Below are 18,258 nucleotides of genomic sequence, written 5' to 3'. Positions count from 1 at the left end.
ATTTTTAAATAAAAAAGAGGAAGTGAAATGCAACAGGATGTGATCACAATGGTACATGGAAGCGGCGGAAGTGCCACTTCAGAACTTATAAATGAAATATTTGCCAGTGAATTTAGAAATGATACGCTTGACCAGATGGAAGATAGCGCGGTTGTGACTGGGGGTGGCAGGATTGCTATTACTACTGACAGCTTTGTCGTAACACCTCCTGAGTTTAAAGGCGGAGATATTGGCAGATTATGTATATGCGGAACTGTCAATGATCTTCTCATGAGAGGGGCAGTCCCTAAGTACATCACATGCGGATTTATTCTTGAAGAAGGAGTTAAGATCGACCTTCTAAAAAGGATTGTTCACTCTATGGCAGAGACAGCAAGAGAAGCAGGAGTACAGATTGTAGCAGGCGATACCAAGGTGGTCAATGGTGATGGAGAGTTTTATATTAATACTGCAGGAGTAGGAATTGTTTCTGACAATGTTGATATAAAGGCATCTAACGCATGTGACGGAGATGTCATTATTGTATCCGGTACAATGGGGGATCATCATGCGGCTATACTTTCAGAAAGAATGGAAATTGACACCAACGTCACCAGTGATAATGCTCCACTAGTAGAGATGGTCAGGAATCTTTTGATAGAGAATATTAAAGTGCATACGCTACGAGATATTACCAGAGGCGGCCTTGGAACTGTTATGAAGGAGCTTGCAACTGCATCAGGCAAGACTTTCTATGTTAAGGATGAAGATATTCCTGTAAAGCAGGTTGTCAGGGACTTTTGTGGTCTTCTTGGACTTGATCCTATATATATGGGCAATGAAGGTAAACTTATCGCTATTGTTGATAGAGAGGATGCAGATAGAGCTCTGGAAGTTATAAAAAACAGTAAATACGGTCAAGATGCTGCTATCATAGGTGAAGTAAAAGAAGACGCTCCCGGGCAAGTTATATTAAAAACAAAGATAGGCGGAAAGCGTTCTTTAGACATTTTACAAGGAGAAGGACTTCCAAGGATCTGCTAGTCATTGTCAAAAATTTTGGCGATGAAGATAAGTTCATCGACCAGTAATCTGGTTAAACGTGAATGAGACAGTACACTGGATAAGGTGATGGCGATAAAATTCATTTCTGAATTAATTTTCGGGAATGAATTTTTTTATTGTGGTTTTACCGGATAACGATTTCTTCATGACATAATAACGTATTATAATAGATTATAAGACATAAGGACGTATGGGGGATATAACTGTGTACATAAGCAAGAAGAACCATGTTTTAACGGATGCTTTGATACAGACTGCGATAGTCAATTTTGCAGAAGCTTTGATAATGGGCATTGTACGGCTTATACTTGGTAAGTTGATAGTGGGATCTCCGGATATGTTAAATAGGGATATAGCTGTCTCTGGTAATATTGTTGCAGGCATTAGGATTTTTCTTACATTTCTTGTATTTGCGAATGCTTATGGAAGGCTCAACAGAGCAAGGTCTGTTGTTTCCAAAGATGACTATCTGGAGATGGCCAAGCTTCAAGAAGAGTTTAATCCAGGCGGGGTATCTATTCTATCATCATATTCAACATTCCAGCTTCTTCAGATATGGGCTTTTGTTCTTGTTGGAATGAGCCTGTTACAGGAGATGGGCGGTGCCATGTATCAGCGTTTTATCACTATGTTGTCCCTATCGACATTAGATATGGCATCTGCTGATTTTATCGCTATTTATAACGTAACACATGGTTTTAAATATATGGGTATGACGATGGCGATAATAATTGCTATATTTGCTACAGGTATATTTATAAAGGACAGAAATCTTAAGGTAGTTGCGCTTGTTCTAATGGGAGCATTTGTTCTGGCATTTGCAGTAATGCAGATGAATACTATAACTCTTGCAGGCAGGACTATGGGGATAGTATGGACATCCGTTATATTCCATGCTCTGCAGACTGTAGGACTTTTGTCGATAGCTCTTTATCTGAGAAGTAAGTAAGTTTGTATGTTGCAGTATATATAAAAAGCCTTGGCTACCGTAGCCAAGGCTTTTTATCGATAATTATCAGTCTCTCTGGAACAAATCTCTTGTATAAACCTTTTCTTTAACATCATCAAGGCAGCTGTTATAGCGATTAGCGATGATAGAATGGCTTATCTTCTTGAATTTATCAAGATCGTTGACAACCTCACTACCAAAGAATGTTGATCCATCTTCAAGAGTCGGTTCGTAGATCACAACCTTAGCGCCTTTTGCCTTGATTCTCTTCATGATTCCCTGAATAGATGACTGGCGGAAGTTGTCAGAATTAGACTTCATTGTAAGTCTGTATACACCAACTACTACTTCATGTTCTTTTGATTTTGAGAATGACTCAGAGTTACCATAAGCTCCAGCGATATCGAGAACTCTGTCTGCGATGAAGTCTTTTCTTGTGCGGTTTGATTCTACGATAGCTTCTATAAGGTTTTCAGGAACGTCCTGATAGTTTGCAAGAAGCTGCTTGGTATCCTTAGGGAGGCAATATCCACCATAGCCAAAGGATGGATTGTTATAATGAGTTCCGATACGAGGATCAAGGCATACGCCGCTTATTATCTGTTTTGTATTGAGATCCTTGGATTCAGCATAGGTATCAAGCTCGTTGAAATAAGATACTCTAAGTGCAAGATATGTATTAGCAAAAAGTTTTACAGCTTCTGCTTCTGTAAAGCCCATGAACAATGTATCGATATTCTTTTTGATAGCGCCTTCCTGAAGGAGTGCTGCAAATTCGTGGGCTGCCTTATCAAGAGATGCGTTATTAGAATCTGTACTTACGATAATACGTGAAGGATAGAGATTATCGTACAAAGCTTTGGATTCACGAAGGAACTCAGGGCTGAATATGATCTTATCTGTGTTGTATTTCTTTCTGACAGACACTGTGTAACCAACAGGAATGGTGGATTTGATCACCATTACAGCATTAGGATTTACGCTCATTACGAGTTCGATTACAGACTCAACAGCTGACGTGTCAAAATAGTTCTTCTTTGCATCATAGTTGGTTGGTGCTGCGATTATGACAAAATCAGCATCCTTGTAAGCTGCAGCGCCATCTGTTGTAGCTGTAAGATCAAGCTCTTTTTCTGCAAGATATTTCTCGATATAATCGTCCTGGATAGGGGATTTCTTGTTGTTGAGCATCTCGACTTTCTCAGGAATGATATCTACAGCTGTTACGTGGTTGTGCTGAGCCAGAAGAGTGGCAAGTGAAAGGCCTACATATCCAGTTCCTGCAACTGCGATATTCTTGGGAGATGCTTTTGGAAGAGAGTTTGTGTCATCTGTTTCTTCGAAAAGATCTGTAATATCGAATTTGAGTGTTTCAGAAAGTGCTTCAAGCTGAGGTATAGAAGGCATGTATTCACCGGATTCAAGGTGGCTTAGCATTGTGCGGTTGATGCCTGTGGCTTCTGAAAGCTGTGCCTGAGTCATGTTAAGTGACTTACGGCTGGTAATGATTGTGTTTGCAAGATTTTCTTGTGATATTTTCTTCATAATTATTTCACATCTTTCTGCGAGTGTTTTATTGTTTGATATTGGCAGAGCTCGCTACTCCAATTCGGGGAGCTTATAAGTGTTACTGACTTATTCAAAGATAAGTCATATGATTTAAAATATACATTAGCTCCACTAAACTTGTTCAATAGTTTTGATAATAAATTTGAAAATTCTTGTAATTTTTATCAGATGTTATCATAAATAACAATCGCTGATATAAATTACATAATTTACAATAACATTATATTATAAAAAGTGCAATTATAATTTTAAAAATACAATAAATGTTATCTGCAATAACATATCACGGCCAGATATTATTTTTAGCTTGTTTACAATTGGAACTTATTAGCCGCATATTTTGCTTGTGACAAGAGGTTGAATTTGAAAATACTTATTTAAAGCTAAATTGATATCACGAGTTCAATTAATTTGGAACTACTGGCAAATTGTTTTTCTTATGACGTTAAGTTAAGTTTGAAAGTGTTCCACTTTCAAACCCAAATTGGTGTCGCGAGCTCCACCAATTTGAACCATTAGTCACTCGCTTTGCTCGCGACATGAGGTTAAAAATGACCAAAAGAAAGTGGGCAAATATGCTAATTGCTCTAAGCAGTGATAAATGCTGAAGATATAACTGTTTTCATGCATTATACTTAAGAAATCGCAATAACGTTCATGCTCAAACTAAAAAATCAAGAGGCTTTTGTGCTATATTAATATTTTAAAATTGTCTAATTTGTACATTTTTAATAAATGCTTTTTTTGGTAAAATAAGGACGTTAGAAAAATTCGTGGTAATACCCGCAGAAAGGGTGTGTGCGTATTGAACGAGTCGTATAACAAGAAGTATTTATATGGTAACACCTTATTTAACGTTATTCTCTGTAATGAGGATGATGAGAAGCTGTTAGCTTTTTTTGAAAGAAATGTCAAAAAGGAAATTAGCACAAAAGAAGAAATGTACAGATGGTTGATATCTCATGATATTTATTTTTTTGTACGTTATATCAGAAAAGACAGATTTGTTATCAGCCATTTACTTAGCTTGCATGATTTTAAGAGAAATAAAAAAATATATCCTCCGTCGAACAAAGCTCTTGCTAAATATGAAAGTGATGATGAGCTTATTCAGGAATTGGTGCTTGCATTTAGTTCGGAGGGATATCATATTGTTGAGATGTAGTGTTTGGGAGACACTATGCATTTAAAGAGGGGATTTATTTAGTACCATAAAAGTGTAGTTGTTAGAGAGTAATTAACTCTGACATCTGCACTTATTTTTTTATAATAAGGGGAGTAATTGGTCTGACGTGTGCTTTTTTGGATCATTGCATCCGTCAATAAAACCGTTAACCAACCCCTTATTATAAGCATTCGCTTAAGCAGGTAGGGAGAAACACCCGTGTAACCAACTAAACTGAATGGTAATAAGTGTGGCTGGAACAATTACTATTTACAGTTGGAGGAGGTTCAGAATGATTAGTGTTGGAATTGATGTATCAAAAGGAAAAAGCACTGTCTGCATACTTAAGCCGTATGGAGAAATAGTGTGCAGTCCTTTTGAAATGCAACATGTAGAGAAGGAGCTAGATGGACTCGATAGTATTCTCCAGAAGTTAGATGGTGAAATACGTATAGTCATGGAAGCAACGGGCGTCTATCACTTGCCAGTATTGACTTATCTTACAGAGAAAGGCTATTTCGTATCTGTAGTAAATCCTTTTGTGATGAAGTCATTCGCAAAGGATAACAACTTTAGGGGTGTAAAAACTGACAAACTTGATTCGATCATGATTGCTAATTATGGAATTGAAAAGTGGTTTAAGCTCCAAAAGTATGAAGGTGCCGAAGAGGTATATGCTGAGTTGAAGCTGCTAGGGCGCAGATATAGGTACTATATGGAACTCCATGTTAAGGCTTTACAAGAATTAACTCATATCCTCGATTATGTCATGCCTGGAATCAAGAAAAAGTTTAATAGCTGGAACGAATCAAACAACAAGGACAAGTTAAGCGATTTTGTGGAAAAGTTCTGGCATTATGATGTAATTACTTCCATGAGTCTTGAAAAGTTCACAGATGAGTACCTTCTCTGGGCAAAAGAAAAGAAATATCACCGGAGCAGATCCAAAGCTGAAGAAGTCTATGAATTAGCATCCGGTGGTATTCCTACACTATCTTCCAGTACCCCATCGACCAAAATGTTAGTACAGGAAGCAGTATCAGTATTAAGGGCTATAGATAGCTCCTTGGCTACTATATTAGCACGAATGCAGCTTCTTGCTAAGTCCTTACCAGAATACTCTACAGTTAGAGAAATGGGTGGTGTTGGGGATGTGCTAGCACCAAAACTAATTGCAGAAATAGGAGATGTAAGAAAACTTCATAGTGCAAAAGCTCTCATTGCCTGTGCCGGTATAGATCCACCACCTTACGAGTCAGGACAATTTGTGGGCACAAATCGAAGGATGACAAAGAGAGGGTCATCAACTTTACGAAAAGTAGGATATGAAGTAATGAGGGTACTTAAGAGTCATCCGGCACCCAAAGATGCTGCTGTATATAATTATATAATCAAGAAAGAAAATGAGGGAAAGTGCAAAAAACACGCTAAAATAGCGGGATTGAATAAATTTCTACGTATATATTATGCGAGAGTAACCGCGGTCTACAAATAAGTATCCACAGGTTATAAGAAGGCTGGACTATTCATCCAGCCCTTTTGTGATGCTTAAAATGGTGAAATTGAAAACACTTAAAAATAAGCCGTTTCTCTATTGACATTTGTTAGCAGGTTTTATTGGGAATTTTTTAATCATAATAATTTTGATTTTGTATAACCGGCAGATTTTCTCTGCCGGTTATTTTTTTGGTCAATTGGCTTTCAACATTGTAAGATTTCTTGACCATAATAATAGATTTGTATATATTAGATAAGGTTTGTTGTAACATGGAAATATTGTGGGCTATAAACGTTTAGCTCACAGGGGAAGGAAAAGCATGGAAGAAAAAGTTTTAGAGTTGTACGGGAATGAAACTTATGCCGTAAATGAAGCTATTGACCGTATAGTTGTTGGCATCTATGAGATGAAGCGTGAATATAAGGCAAGTTCATTTCTTTTTACAGGTATTGGAAGCGGAGTAGGTACTACTACTGTAGCACTTGGAATAGCTATAGCTTTATCAGAAGCTGGCTGGAAGACTCTTTTCGTAGATTGCGATTTTAGAAAAGGAAATGAGTTCAAAAGAATAAGCGCTCCTGCAGGTATGGATCTTGCAACATATCTTACTGAAGATAATGTAAAGGAATCAGATATTATTTGTAATACTACATATGAGAATCTGAGCTACATTGCATCAGGTGAAAGATATAATACACCCGTAAGACTTCTTTGCAGTGAGAAAATGGAAGCTCTTTGCGATGATTTCAAGTCATCTTATGATTTTGTCATATATGATCTCCCATCTATAAGTATTGTAAATGATGCAAAGGTTCTTATACCTTCTGTAGACAGATATGTTCTTGTTGGCGGTATCAATATATCTACTAAGAAGCAGATATTTGATGCAAAGCTGGCTTTAGTCGATTATGCCAATAAGAATGGCGGAATAATTGCCAACAGAATGGACAAATATCAGTATAGAAAGAATGTTAAGGATTATAACTACTTTGAGGAGAAGAATCTTAGAAAGACAGTAAGACGTAGAAGAAAATTCAAGTCTACTCCTAAGAACTTCAATCTTACTCAGAATGATATAGATCTTCTTACTCAGAACAAAAATGGAACAAAGGAAGGTGAAAACAGATAATGAAGGCAATTGATTTAAAAAAGACTGTAATTACTTTCCTGACAGCTGTTGTGATCTTTGTGGTTTCATTTGCAGTAGCAGGTGTAAATGCTAAGGCAATAGAACCAGAGCCGCTTGATAATGCTACATTAGTGATAACTTCATATAGCATAGACGGAGAAGAGTATGTTACTCCCGGAGAAGTTTTTACTTTAAATATCACAGTTAAGAATACTAGTTATACTCAGCGAGTAGGTAATGCATCCGTTGAATTTTCTCAGCCTGAAGATCTTATCTATGTTGAATATGGTAAGACAGGAGTTGGATACCTTGGATATTTTAAAGAAAATGAAGAGAAGCATATATCTATAAGACTTATAGCATCAGAAGCTATAAATGCTACAGAAGTTCTTGCATATCTTAAACTTACATACGCAGATGCTTTTAATACACACAATGAGAGTATTAACCAGGTTATGATCCCTGTATCTGATAGTGGTATTGTCGTTGTTGATAACTATGATGCTACAACACAGGCTACAACAGGTTCCGGTAACAGAATCGGTGTAACATACCATAACTCCGGTAACACATCTATTGGTGATATAGTACTTCACATGTCAGGAAGTACTATTGTTCCTCAGTATCAGGAACTTGGTGCACTTACAAGTAATGCTGTAGAAACAGCCGATGTGTACCTTATCTTCACAGTTGCAGGTACTCAAAGTGTTGATTTCTATTTTACATACGTAGATTCAGATGGAATAGAGCATCAGACAGCAACACAGACGTATACATTCAATGTATCAGCGCCGCAGGCCAATGAAATTGAGAATGTATCTGTCACAGATATTTATAGGATCAATCAGATAGGTAGTATTATTTTGTGTGTTGTAGCATTACTTATTTCAGGAATTCTTGTATTTATCTACAGAGCAAAGAGTAACAGTAGTAAAAGAGTATAAGATCGAACTTAAGTAGCAGTTTTGTTATAAAAAACCGCTACATTGTATGAGGTTTAATATGAATATAAATGAAGATATAAGGTTTGAAGACTTTATCATTAGTTTTAAAACTGTATGGAGTAAGAAGGTAGTCTGCATTGCCGGCGCTCTTTTAATGTTTGCAATAGGTATTATCCTTACATGGAATGCTGATGTTAGTAACTATTATTCATCAACTGTAAGTATATATAGTAACAGTTATGGCAATGTTGAAGAGTCATATAGCGTTACAGAGGTAATGAACAGTTATGCAGATGTAGTAAAGAGCTCTAAGGTGTGTGAAAGAGCTGCATCATCCCTTCCTCAGTACGGATTTAGTGCTGCAGAGATAGCAGACCTTCTTGAGGTATCGGCTTCTGATAAGGTTGCTATTACGATAGAAGCATCTTATATTGACCCTATCGTTGCAGAAGATGTGGCAAATGCCGTTGCAGAATCATTCGTTATAGAGATGAGAAATATTACTGGTTCTAATGCAGTTCAGATTCTTGACTCTGCCAGCAATTCAAAAAGAACTTACAATGGTTTTGTAAATCTGTGGAAAAAGCGTGCAATCTTTTTTGCTGCAGGATTTGTTCTTGTAGCAGGAGTAATATTTGTAAGAGAACTTTTCTCAAATAAGGCAAGACTTGCAGAGCAGTTCGCTGTTGATGAAAATGACTTTATCCTTGGAATAATACCTGAGGCTGATTCTAAAAATGGTAAATAATAAGATTAACCTTTCAGTCATCATCCCTGCATATAATGCAGAGAGGTATATACCGGAATGCCTTGATAGTATTATAAAAAATGGCTGTGATGATATTGAAGTGCTTGTGATCGATGACGGGAGTTCAGACAATTCCAAAGATGTAATCGAAGAATATGTCCGTAAGGACAATAGGATACAATATATCTATCAGAATAACAGTGGTGTATCTGCCGCTAGAAATATGGGACTTGATAACGCAAAAGGCAGATATATCATGTTCCTTGATGCTGATGACTTTGTAGATAATAAAGTCTTTGATGAACTTTTAGAGGATATCTTGGAGGAAATGCCGGATTTTACGGCATATTCCAAGAAAATCTTATATCCAAATGGAAGGATCAAAGATGTATTTTTTGACATTAAAGAAGATAGATGCTCTGATAAGCGCTTTATATACGAACTTATGTATGCATCATCTTCTTTTAATGAGTGCTGGGGCAAAATCTATAAAAAGGAAATAATAGATAAGTATGGCCTTAGGTTCCCGGCGGGAATAAAAATAGGTGAAGATCTTTTGTTTGTCTATTCTTATTTTGAAAAATGCAATAGTTTTGAGCTTGTTAACAGTTGTCTTTTAATGTACAGACAGCATGAAGAAAGTGCTATGAGAAAAAGTCTGACTGATGACAGGATAAAGATTACAGATATGCTTTATAACTGTGGGCAGGATTATTTAAATAAGATAAATGATTCTGAACTTAGTTACAAAGCAGATATATATTATTTTAGAGTTCTGACGAATCTTTGCAGAGAGTTTGCCTCATCAAATAGTAGAAATGAAAGTATAAGGAGAATCTATACTTCGGAAGTTTCAAATAAAATTATGAAGAAGCTTAAACTGAAGATGATTCCTACATATAAAGTGCATGAGTATCTTCTTATGAAGTATAAGATGGTAAGTTTGTCAGCTTTTTATTATGGATTAAAGGCAAGGGCATAGTAGTTAAAAATATAGTTTTGATATATATTTTCAAAACGCGGTCTCTTTTTGAGACATGAGGTTATTTATGGGTTCCGTATCACTGGTTGAAAGAAATATAAAGAACAGACAAAACTTCATACAGTTGTTATATACATGTGCTCTTTTGATACTAGCCTTTAAGAATATAACAGACTCTTCGGTAATAATCAGAAAAACTGATTTATTAGATAATATCATTATCATAATATTTACCGGTATCATAGGAGTAAAGATCATAACTCAGAGATACACATATCCGAAGTTTATTTTTTCAATTGCTTTGTTTTGTTTGTGTGTATATACATGTATTAAATGTTATTACTTTTATCTTTACTTTACAGCGCTTCTCTTTATAGGAATACAGGATGTTGATCTTGAGAAGGCGCTTAATATAGTTTGGAAATTTAAAGCATTCCTAATAGCTATTCATGTGTTTACTTATACCAAGGACTTTATTTCAAACCCTTATAGTGTTCCATATTCATATAGAAATGGCGTACAGCGAATGACTTTCTATCAGGGACATGCTAATACATTTTCAATGTATGTATGCTGGATTTCTATGGAGTATCTGTATTCCAACTACAAGAAATTAAATCCAATTAAGCTGGTATTACTATGGCTTATTAATTATTTCTTCTATCTTTTTTGTGATTCTAATACAGCGCTGACCATAGTTACGATAGCTTGTATTTTGATTTATATTTCTTTGATAAAGAGAGATTTTATCAAATATTATGAGTTACTCGTAAAATTCTTTTCGAAATATTTATATGGTTTTTTATCGATTTTCTTTGTAACTATCATAATCGGATTTGTAAACGGACTATTTACAAGCATGTTTGATACTCTCAATGAGATGTTTACAGGAAGATTATTGTATGGTGCTGTAGCATATGATCTAAAAGGCCTTTCTATATTTGGAAAAAATGTAACTTTTGATCCAAAACTTTACTGGAATGGATATTGGATTGATGGAATGATCTTTGATAATTGCTATATTTGGATGATGGTTAGTTATGGAATAGCATACCTTGTTCTGATATCACTTGGTGCAATTGTATTTAATTCTAGGATGGATACCAGAGACAGGATATTTATTATTCTTTATTCACTTTATACAATCATGGAAGCATATGTTATGAATGCAGCTATTTGCTTTCCACTACTTATTTTGGGAATGTATTTTACCGGGAAAAGGGAGCCGGCAATATCGGCAGGTATGAAAAGAATTCTTTTAAAGGGAAGAGTTGTTAATGAAAGCTAAAGTTAGTGTGATAATTCCTGCTTATAATATCAGGGATTATATAGAAAAAAGCTTAAATAGTGTACTTGAGCAGGATTATAACAAAGAAAATCTGGAAATAATAGTTGTTGATGATGGATCTACAGATGGAACAGCAGAAGTTCTGGACAGATACGCAGAATGCAATAGCAACATTAAAGTAATACATAAGCCAAATGGCGGTGTTTCAGCAGCAAGAAATGATGGAATCAAGGCTTCTACCGGAGAATATATCTTCTTTTTCGATGGAGATGATTTTCAGGAAAAATATACCTGTAGTGAGCTGGTAGATATCATTCAGAATCAGAACGCTGATGCAGTGATTTATGGCTATTACAGATATGAAGACGGCAAGGTATATGAAACTTCTCTTCCAAGATTTTCAAAAGATATATATGAAGGTGAAGAAGTAATAAAAGATGTAATGCCTGCTTTTATCGGATTATCTAATGAAGATGTTAATAATTGGATCAAGGGAGTTCCGGATTCATTGTATGTAGAGAATCCGGCGCTTTGGAGGATTCTTTGTAAGAGAAGCATTATCATAGATAATAACCTTAAATTCGATGAAACTCTTAAAGTTGGCGAAGATACTTGTTTTATTTCTGAGTACCTTAGCTGCTGCAATAAAGTGTACGTACAGCAGAAGTGTTATTATTATCTGGTTACGCGCGAAACATCTGCAATATACAGATATGAGCGAGAGCCTTTCTCTAAACTTGAAGGTAAGAAAAAGTTAAATGATGCAAGGCAGAGGCTTGTAGAAAGAGTAAAAAAGCGTACAGGTGTTGATATAACCTATACATTTGCAGGAACTATTGTAATGTCCGCAGTTGAGATGGCATTTCAGCTTTCCGGCAAGAATGCAAAGGCAAGCAGGAAGAAGCGCTATGAAGGATACAAAAGTTTTGTAGAAGATCCAAGAGTACTTAAACTGATCAATGATTTTAGTATAGAGAACGGATCATTAGTTAAGCGGATACCGTTTATTTTTTTGAAAAAGAGATGGTTTCGACTTTTGTTTTTGGCGACTACGATGTTACATATGATCGGATATCAGTTTAAGAGATAATGGACTAAATCATGTAATTATCAAATCATTTATTATGATAGCCGCTATATAATATGAGGAAGGTGTCAAAAGTTCCTTTTGACACCATATGACTACCGGATTGTTCCGTTTCTTCGAAACTCTCACAATCCTCAAACATTCGCAAATCCGCACTACGTGCTACTTTGCTCATGTTTGGCGGGTCATAAATTCATATTCGATTTCGAGCAAGCTCGAATCGAAATGACTTTTGACCCTTACGTCATAATATTGGCTGTTAATGAAAAAAGCAGTGGGAAGTTTGAAAATGAAAATAGCATTTTTAAATCTGTGCCATACAGATCCGGAACTTGTTGCAAGGTGCGCTCGAAGGCTTTGCAAAGATCCGGATTTTGATATGTATGTGCATGTAGATGCAAAACAGGATATAGAGCCATTTAAAGAAGCATTGAAGGGGATACGCGGTGTTTACTTTACGCCTAACCGCCATAAAGTGTACTGGGGCGGATATAATGCCATTCATGCAAGCTTTGAACTTCTTAGAAGTGCTTTAAATAGTGGTGTTCATTATGACTATTATGTCATGATGCAGAACCTTGATTATCCTATAAAAAGTAATGATGAAATCAAAAAGTATTTTGTAGATAACAAGGGCAAAGAATTTATACGGGGATGTCCTATTGCAGGGACAAGCGATTGGGAGTTTTCAAGAAAATACAGACTTTTCTATATGAAGGATAATCCATATGGAAAAGCATCCAATACTAATCCAATAAAACTATTAATAACAATAGCTCAGATGATCATGAGCATTACAACAATAAGCTGTAACGGCACTATTCATGAAAAAGGTCAAAGGTTTGATCTTTATTATGGCTGTGCCCAGTGGGCAGTTACGGATGAATGTGCCAGATATTTAGACAATTTTGAGAAAACACATCCAAAGTTTAACCGTAAGATGAAAATAATGCAGTTTCCTGATGAAGAATATTTTCATACTGTTGTACATAATTCGAAATTTAAAACAAGTTGTTTTAAGTATGATGAACCCATTGCAAGGTGGCTTGTAAACTGGAGGAATCTTACATACTTTGAATTTCCAAAAGAAGTCAGTGTGATGACGATGAAAGATTACCAGAAGCTGCTTAGTGTACCGGACCTTTTTTGCAGAAAGGTAAGAAGTGATATATCCAAAGACCTGTTAGATGAGCTAGATAAAGAAAACTTATAAGAACTGGAGACATGATGACAATAAAAAATGAACCGCTGATAAGTGTAATAGTTCCAATCTATCATGTAGAACAATATCTTCGTAGATGTATTGACAGCATTATCGGTCAAACATATAAAAATCTGGAAATAATACTTGTAGATGATGGCTCTGATGATGGATGTCCTGACATCTGCGATGAATATGCCAGGAAAGACAACAGGATAGTTGTTATCCATAAGGAAAATGGCGGCCTTTCAGACGCCAGAAATGTGGGCATAGATATTGCTAAGGGTGAATATTTGGCATTTGTAGATTCTGATGATTATATACATAGGGACATGTATAGAATACTTATGAAAGAATTAATTAAATCAGATTCTGATGTAAGCATGTCTACCTACAAATATGTGTATGATGGTAAGCCGGATGAGCAGGATATTACGTATGAAGAAGATTATTCTATAGAAACAATGTCCGGAATTCAGGCGCAGTATAGCTATTATAGTGATGATAAAAAGCTGGAGTTAACAGTAGCGTGGAATAAGCTTTATAAAAAGGAATTATTTAGTGATCTACGTTATCCCAAAGGGAAAATATTTGAGGATGAGTTTACAACTTATAAGGCTCTTTATAGAAGCAAGAATATTTGCTTAGTTAACCTTCCTTTGTATTATTATCTTCAAAGGAATGATAGTATTATCGGGGTTATGAATGGCAAAAGAAATGCCAAAGTTGTAGATGGATATTTGCAGAGAATTGAATTTTATAATAAAGAAAATGAAGATGAACTTTGGTGTAAGGCAGTGATGCATTGTCTTCATATGATATGTTATTTGAAGTCATGCAATAAAGAATTGGATTCATCGAATGCAGATATTTTTGGAACTTACAGAAAAGATCTGTTGAAGGTGATACGTAATAATCGTTCTGCATATAAAAAGCTTAGCAAGTGCCAGAAAGTGGAAATCAGACTATTCAAAATTAGTTCAAGTTTGTACTACCAGGTATGGAATAAGTATAAAAAGAGCTAATACTAAAGAATAGTTTCTCTTTGACTGGAAGTAATAATTTGAGGAATGTATGAAAGAAGAAGTGGTAAGTGTAATAATACCAATTTACAATGCTTCTAAATATTTAGAAGGTACAATTGAATGTATCATAAATCAGTCGTATCAAAATCTCGAGATAATCCTGATAAATGACGGTTCAACTGATTCTAGCCTTGATATATGCAATGCATATAAAAAGAAGGATTCCAGAATAGTTGTTATAGACAAAGACAACTCCGGTCAGTCTGATTCAAGAAATGTCGGAATAGCTGCATGCCATGGAACATATATCTATTTTGCAGATAGTGATGATGAGATGGATCCTCAGCTTATAAGGACATGTGTAGAAGGGATTGAAGGAAAAAACACAGACCTTTATATATTCAATTATTATAAGACTTATATAAAAAGCAATAAAAGAAGAGATATAGAAGAAAGGGCTTTTGCCAAGGGACTATATGATCTTAGTGATGATAAGAAAAGACTTAAGTTTTATACCAATATACTATTAAATTATGGCTGCGGTTTTGAAGTATGGAACCGTCTATATAAGGCAGAAATAATTAAGTCAAATAATATCAGGTTTCCAATATATAAGCCGGTAATTGCAGAAGACTTGTGCTTTAATCTGTTCTATATGATGTATGCACAAAATGTAGAAGTTACCAATAATAGATTGTACTATTATCTGATCAGAGATGATTCTTCCATGGGAGCTGACAGAGGCCTTGTCAGAATTAATCAGTACAATATGGTAAGCCGTATTTTTAATCAATATGTTAAGGATTGTTCCAATAAATATTTTGAACGCAATTATGATATGATTCATGTTTTGCTTTTATATCATGAACTTATGAATATGGAACTACTTGATATGAAAAAAGAATTAGATAAGGTTGATGATAGATCTTTTCTGTTAGGGCAACTTGGAAAGTCAAGGTTTAAAATGCTCGATTACATAAAAAATATGGGTCTGCTAAGAGGTGTCAAATACAATCTATTGAGTGGTTACTATTATAAAGGTAGTAGAGTAAGATATATTATTTTGAAGAAATTGATGAAATAAAAATACAAAGCCGGATTGGGAGAGGGACAAGAGGTTAAGGATGAAAGTCGGTATAATGTCAATGCAGCGGATCATAAACTATGGTTCGTTTTTACAATCATATAGTTTAAAGAAGAATTTTGAAGCTTTAGGTGCAGAAACTACATTTGTAGATTATGTACCAGGTGAAGTTCTGGTATCTAAAAACGAGGGAAAAGATGGGAAGCTTAGTAAAATACTAAATAAAGTAAGATCACATGTGCTTTTTCCAAGAAAAAATAATAATGAGTTAATGAACTCTTATTGGAGAGATTATCAAAAGCTTGATTCATCATTCTATAGTGATGTATTACCTCTTCTTGGTGTGACAAAAGAGAAGAATTATAAACCAGAGCTTGATGCGCTTGTTATAGGCAGTGATGAAGTTTTCAACTGTCTTCAGGCCAATCCTGATGTAGGATATTCAAAAGAATTGTTTGGATATGATAACAGGGCTCAAAAGCTCTGCACATATGCTGCTTCGTTTGGGAATACCACAGAAGACGGCCTTAGAGACTATGGTATTTATGATGAAGTGAAATCTATGATTGGCAGATTTGATGCACTATCTGCCAGGGATAAAAATACATACGATATTTTAAATAAGATGTATGATGGCTATATCTGCAAGAATGTGGATCCTGTTTTTCTATATGATTACCATGATGAAGTAGACAATATCAAAGTTGAAGAGGATAACTACATCGTAGTATATGCATATGCTAAAAGATTCTCCCAAAAAGAATCTGCAAATATAATAAGGTTTGCAAAAAAACACAACAAAAAAATAATATGTCTGTGTGCTCCTCAGGAATATATAGAGGGATACAAAGCGCTAAAGCCATTTGAAATCCTTGCATATGTTAAGCATGCTGATTATGTGATAACAGACACATTCCACGGAAGTGTGTTTTCAATCAAGTATAACAAAAGATTTGCGACATTTGTCAGAAACACTGGTGCCTCGGGCAATAATGAAAAGCTTAATGATCTTCTTGCAACATTTGGACTTTCAGACAGATCTGTACAAAATGCCAGGGATCTTGAATCAATACTAGATAGAGAAATTGATTATGATAATGTTAACACTACTATAGATAATGAAGTATTAAAGGGGAAGAACTATTTAAAAAGTATTCTTGAATCTTAATTAGATGAATCCTTGAATATCATATTCAAGAATATATAGTACTTGCATAGGAGAACAGATGGAACTGTGTGATACGAATAAATGTACCGGGTGTAGGGCATGTATGAATGCGTGTCCTAAAGAAGCTATATCTATGGGACATGATAAACTTCTAAAGACTATTCCGGTAATTGACAATACAAAATGTGTAAATTGCGGGATGTGCAAGAAGGCGTGCCCAGTTTTAAATGAGTCAAAATACTCTAAGGCAGATGTATGCCTTGCTGCCTGGACTTGTGATAAAGAGGACCAGAAGACTTGTTCCTCTGGTGGAATAGCGACAGCACTTTCTAAGCTTGTCTTTCAAAATGGTGGCAAGGTTTTTGGATGTGATTTTGACGATGATTTTAATCTGACTATCAGACCGGCAGAGTCTTTAGATGATATTGAGAGATTCAAGAAGTCTAAATATGTCCAAAGCAGTACCGGAGATTCTTATAAAAAGGTTAAAGAGTATCTGGAACAGGATCTGGAAGTACTATATATAGCTACTCCATGTCAGATAGATGGACTCCTTCACTTTTTGAAAAAAGAATATGAAAAGCTTTATACCATAGATATAATCTGTCATGGAGTTCCACCAATAGAGTATCTTAAGCAATACATAGCTTTTCTTAAAAGACATATAGAATAAACAAAATAGATGATATTTCATTTAGAGGCGAAAATGAGTTTTATTTTTCTGCGACTAGTAATAATGAGAAAGTCTATTATGAAAAATCATACTTTGATTTGTATTACGAATCCTTTTTGAGAAGTGTTTCATATAGAGATAATTGCTATTCATGTAGATATGCTAAGATAGACCGTGTTTCGGATCTTACAATAGGAGATTATTGGGGGCTTGATAAGTCTTCATTGCACAAGCCTTATCTGGGAAGGGTATCAGAGATACTTGTTAATACAGCTAAGGGAAAAGCACTTCTTGATAAGGCAGGAGATTATCTCCATACAGAACAGGCTAGTCTTAAAGTGGCTATAGATCATAACGAGCAGCTTTCGCACCCGTCTGATTTCCCTGCTGATAGAAATGTGTTTGTAGAAGCGTTTAAAGGGGACTTTATTAAAGCTTCATACAAAACCGCCATTGGTAAGAGAATTAAGAAAGTGATAATGAAGAAGAGACTAAAAAGACTTTTAAAAGGCTTTAAATCTTCTAAATAACATAATTTGAAATTGTTACAAATATAAAATTGAATTGGTGTCGCGAGCTCCATTAGGAGCGAACTATTAGCTACTTCCTTTGCTCGCAGCATGATGTTAAGCTTGAAAAGGTTTCATTTTCAAACCCAAATTGATGAAGCAAGCTCCATCAATTTGAACTATTAGCCACTCGCT

Annotated in this window: 16 protein-coding genes; 15 read left to right on the top strand and 1 reads right to left on the bottom strand. The window is 35.3% G+C overall.

All coding sequences use genetic code 11. The annotated features are described in order from the left end of the window. Nucleotides 1–27: 27 nt before the first annotated feature. Together hypE and I7804_RS17765 are read left to right on the top strand one after the other, a co-directional pair. Nucleotides 28–1,023 (top strand): hydrogenase expression/formation protein HypE, encoded by a 996-nt coding sequence (gene hypE / locus I7804_RS17770; RefSeq protein ID WP_248406189.1) that lies wholly within the window; start codon nt 28–30, stop codon nt 1,021–1,023. A 211-nt stretch (nt 1,024–1,234) separates the two neighbouring features. Next, entirely contained in the window at nt 1,235–1,993 is a 759-nt protein-coding gene (locus I7804_RS17765; RefSeq protein WP_248406188.1) for a hypothetical protein, read from the top strand. A 66-nt stretch (nt 1,994–2,059) separates the two neighbouring features. Here the strand turns inward: I7804_RS17765 and I7804_RS17760 are convergent, their stop codons facing one another. Continuing rightward, a complete protein-coding gene (locus I7804_RS17760) occupies nt 2,060–3,538 on the bottom strand; it encodes a nucleotide sugar dehydrogenase (protein WP_110074455.1) in 1,479 nt (492 codons plus the stop codon). Nucleotides 3,539–5,019: 1,481 nt separating this feature from the next. Between I7804_RS17760 and I7804_RS17755 the strand changes: the two genes are divergently transcribed. The 13 genes from I7804_RS17755 (at nt 5,020) to I7804_RS19010 (ending at nt 18,084) form a co-directional block, all read left to right on the top strand. Further along, the gene (locus I7804_RS17755; protein ID WP_248405439.1) at nt 5,020–6,222 is read left to right on the top strand and encodes an IS110 family transposase; all 1,203 of its coding nucleotides are present in this window, start codon (nt 5,020–5,022) and stop codon (nt 6,220–6,222) included. A 322-nt stretch (nt 6,223–6,544) separates the two neighbouring features. Beyond that, nucleotides 6,545–7,354: a CpsD/CapB family tyrosine-protein kinase gene (locus I7804_RS17750; protein WP_092044678.1), complete on the top strand. Its 810-nt coding sequence runs from the start codon at nt 6,545–6,547 to the stop codon at nt 7,352–7,354. After that, a complete protein-coding gene (locus tag I7804_RS17745) occupies nt 7,354–8,298 on the top strand; it encodes a hypothetical protein (RefSeq protein ID WP_248406187.1) in 945 nt (314 codons plus the stop codon). Before I7804_RS17750 ends, I7804_RS17745 begins: the two co-directional genes overlap by 1 nt. A 58-nt stretch (nt 8,299–8,356) precedes the next feature. Continuing rightward, the gene (locus tag I7804_RS17740; RefSeq protein ID WP_092044673.1) at nt 8,357–9,046 is read left to right on the top strand and encodes a YveK family protein; all 690 of its coding nucleotides are present in this window, start codon (nt 8,357–8,359) and stop codon (nt 9,044–9,046) included. Next, the gene (locus tag I7804_RS17735) at nt 9,036–10,028 is read left to right on the top strand and encodes a glycosyltransferase family 2 protein (RefSeq protein WP_248406186.1); all 993 of its coding nucleotides are present in this window, start codon (nt 9,036–9,038) and stop codon (nt 10,026–10,028) included. The genes I7804_RS17740 and I7804_RS17735 overlap by 11 nt, the downstream gene beginning before the upstream one ends. A gap of 67 nt (nt 10,029–10,095) precedes the next feature. Beyond that, complete coding sequence (locus I7804_RS17730) at nt 10,096–11,316, top strand: hypothetical protein (RefSeq protein ID WP_248406185.1); 1,221 nt, start codon at nt 10,096–10,098, stop codon at nt 11,314–11,316. After that, nucleotides 11,306–12,406 carry a glycosyltransferase family 2 protein gene (locus I7804_RS17725; RefSeq protein ID WP_248406184.1) on the top strand — a complete coding sequence of 367 codons (1,101 nt, stop codon included), beginning with the start codon at nt 11,306–11,308 and terminating at the stop codon, nt 12,404–12,406. Before I7804_RS17730 ends, I7804_RS17725 begins: the two co-directional genes overlap by 11 nt. Before the next feature lie 286 nt (nt 12,407–12,692). Beyond that, nucleotides 12,693–13,616, top strand: a complete 924-nt coding sequence (locus tag I7804_RS17720; protein WP_248406183.1) for a beta-1,6-N-acetylglucosaminyltransferase — start codon at nt 12,693–12,695, stop codon at nt 13,614–13,616. 11 nt (nt 13,617–13,627) lie between these two features. After that, the gene (locus I7804_RS17715; RefSeq protein ID WP_248406182.1) at nt 13,628–14,629 is read left to right on the top strand and encodes a glycosyltransferase family 2 protein; all 1,002 of its coding nucleotides are present in this window, start codon (nt 13,628–13,630) and stop codon (nt 14,627–14,629) included. A gap of 49 nt (nt 14,630–14,678) precedes the next feature. Continuing rightward, nucleotides 14,679–15,713 carry a glycosyltransferase family 2 protein gene (locus I7804_RS17710; RefSeq protein ID WP_248406181.1) on the top strand — a complete coding sequence of 345 codons (1,035 nt, stop codon included), beginning with the start codon at nt 14,679–14,681 and terminating at the stop codon, nt 15,711–15,713. Between the two features lie 40 nt (nt 15,714–15,753). Continuing rightward, entirely contained in the window at nt 15,754–16,881 is a 1,128-nt protein-coding gene (locus I7804_RS17705) for a polysaccharide pyruvyl transferase family protein (RefSeq protein WP_248406180.1), read from the top strand. A gap of 58 nt (nt 16,882–16,939) precedes the next feature. Further along, the gene (locus I7804_RS19015) at nt 16,940–17,554 is read left to right on the top strand and encodes a 4Fe-4S binding protein (RefSeq protein ID WP_282570546.1); all 615 of its coding nucleotides are present in this window, start codon (nt 16,940–16,942) and stop codon (nt 17,552–17,554) included. Next, complete coding sequence (locus I7804_RS19010; protein WP_331477918.1) at nt 17,551–18,084, top strand: Coenzyme F420 hydrogenase/dehydrogenase, beta subunit C-terminal domain; 534 nt, start codon at nt 17,551–17,553, stop codon at nt 18,082–18,084. Before I7804_RS19015 ends, I7804_RS19010 begins: the two co-directional genes overlap by 4 nt. The last annotated feature ends 174 nt before the right edge of the window (nt 18,085–18,258 follow it).

This window comes from Butyrivibrio fibrisolvens (assembly GCF_023206215.1).
GTDB lineage: Bacteria > Bacillota > Clostridia > Lachnospirales > Lachnospiraceae > Butyrivibrio > Butyrivibrio fibrisolvens_C.
The sequence above is the reverse complement of the archived record's forward strand: the minus strand, read 5'-3'. Positions and strand labels throughout refer to the sequence as shown.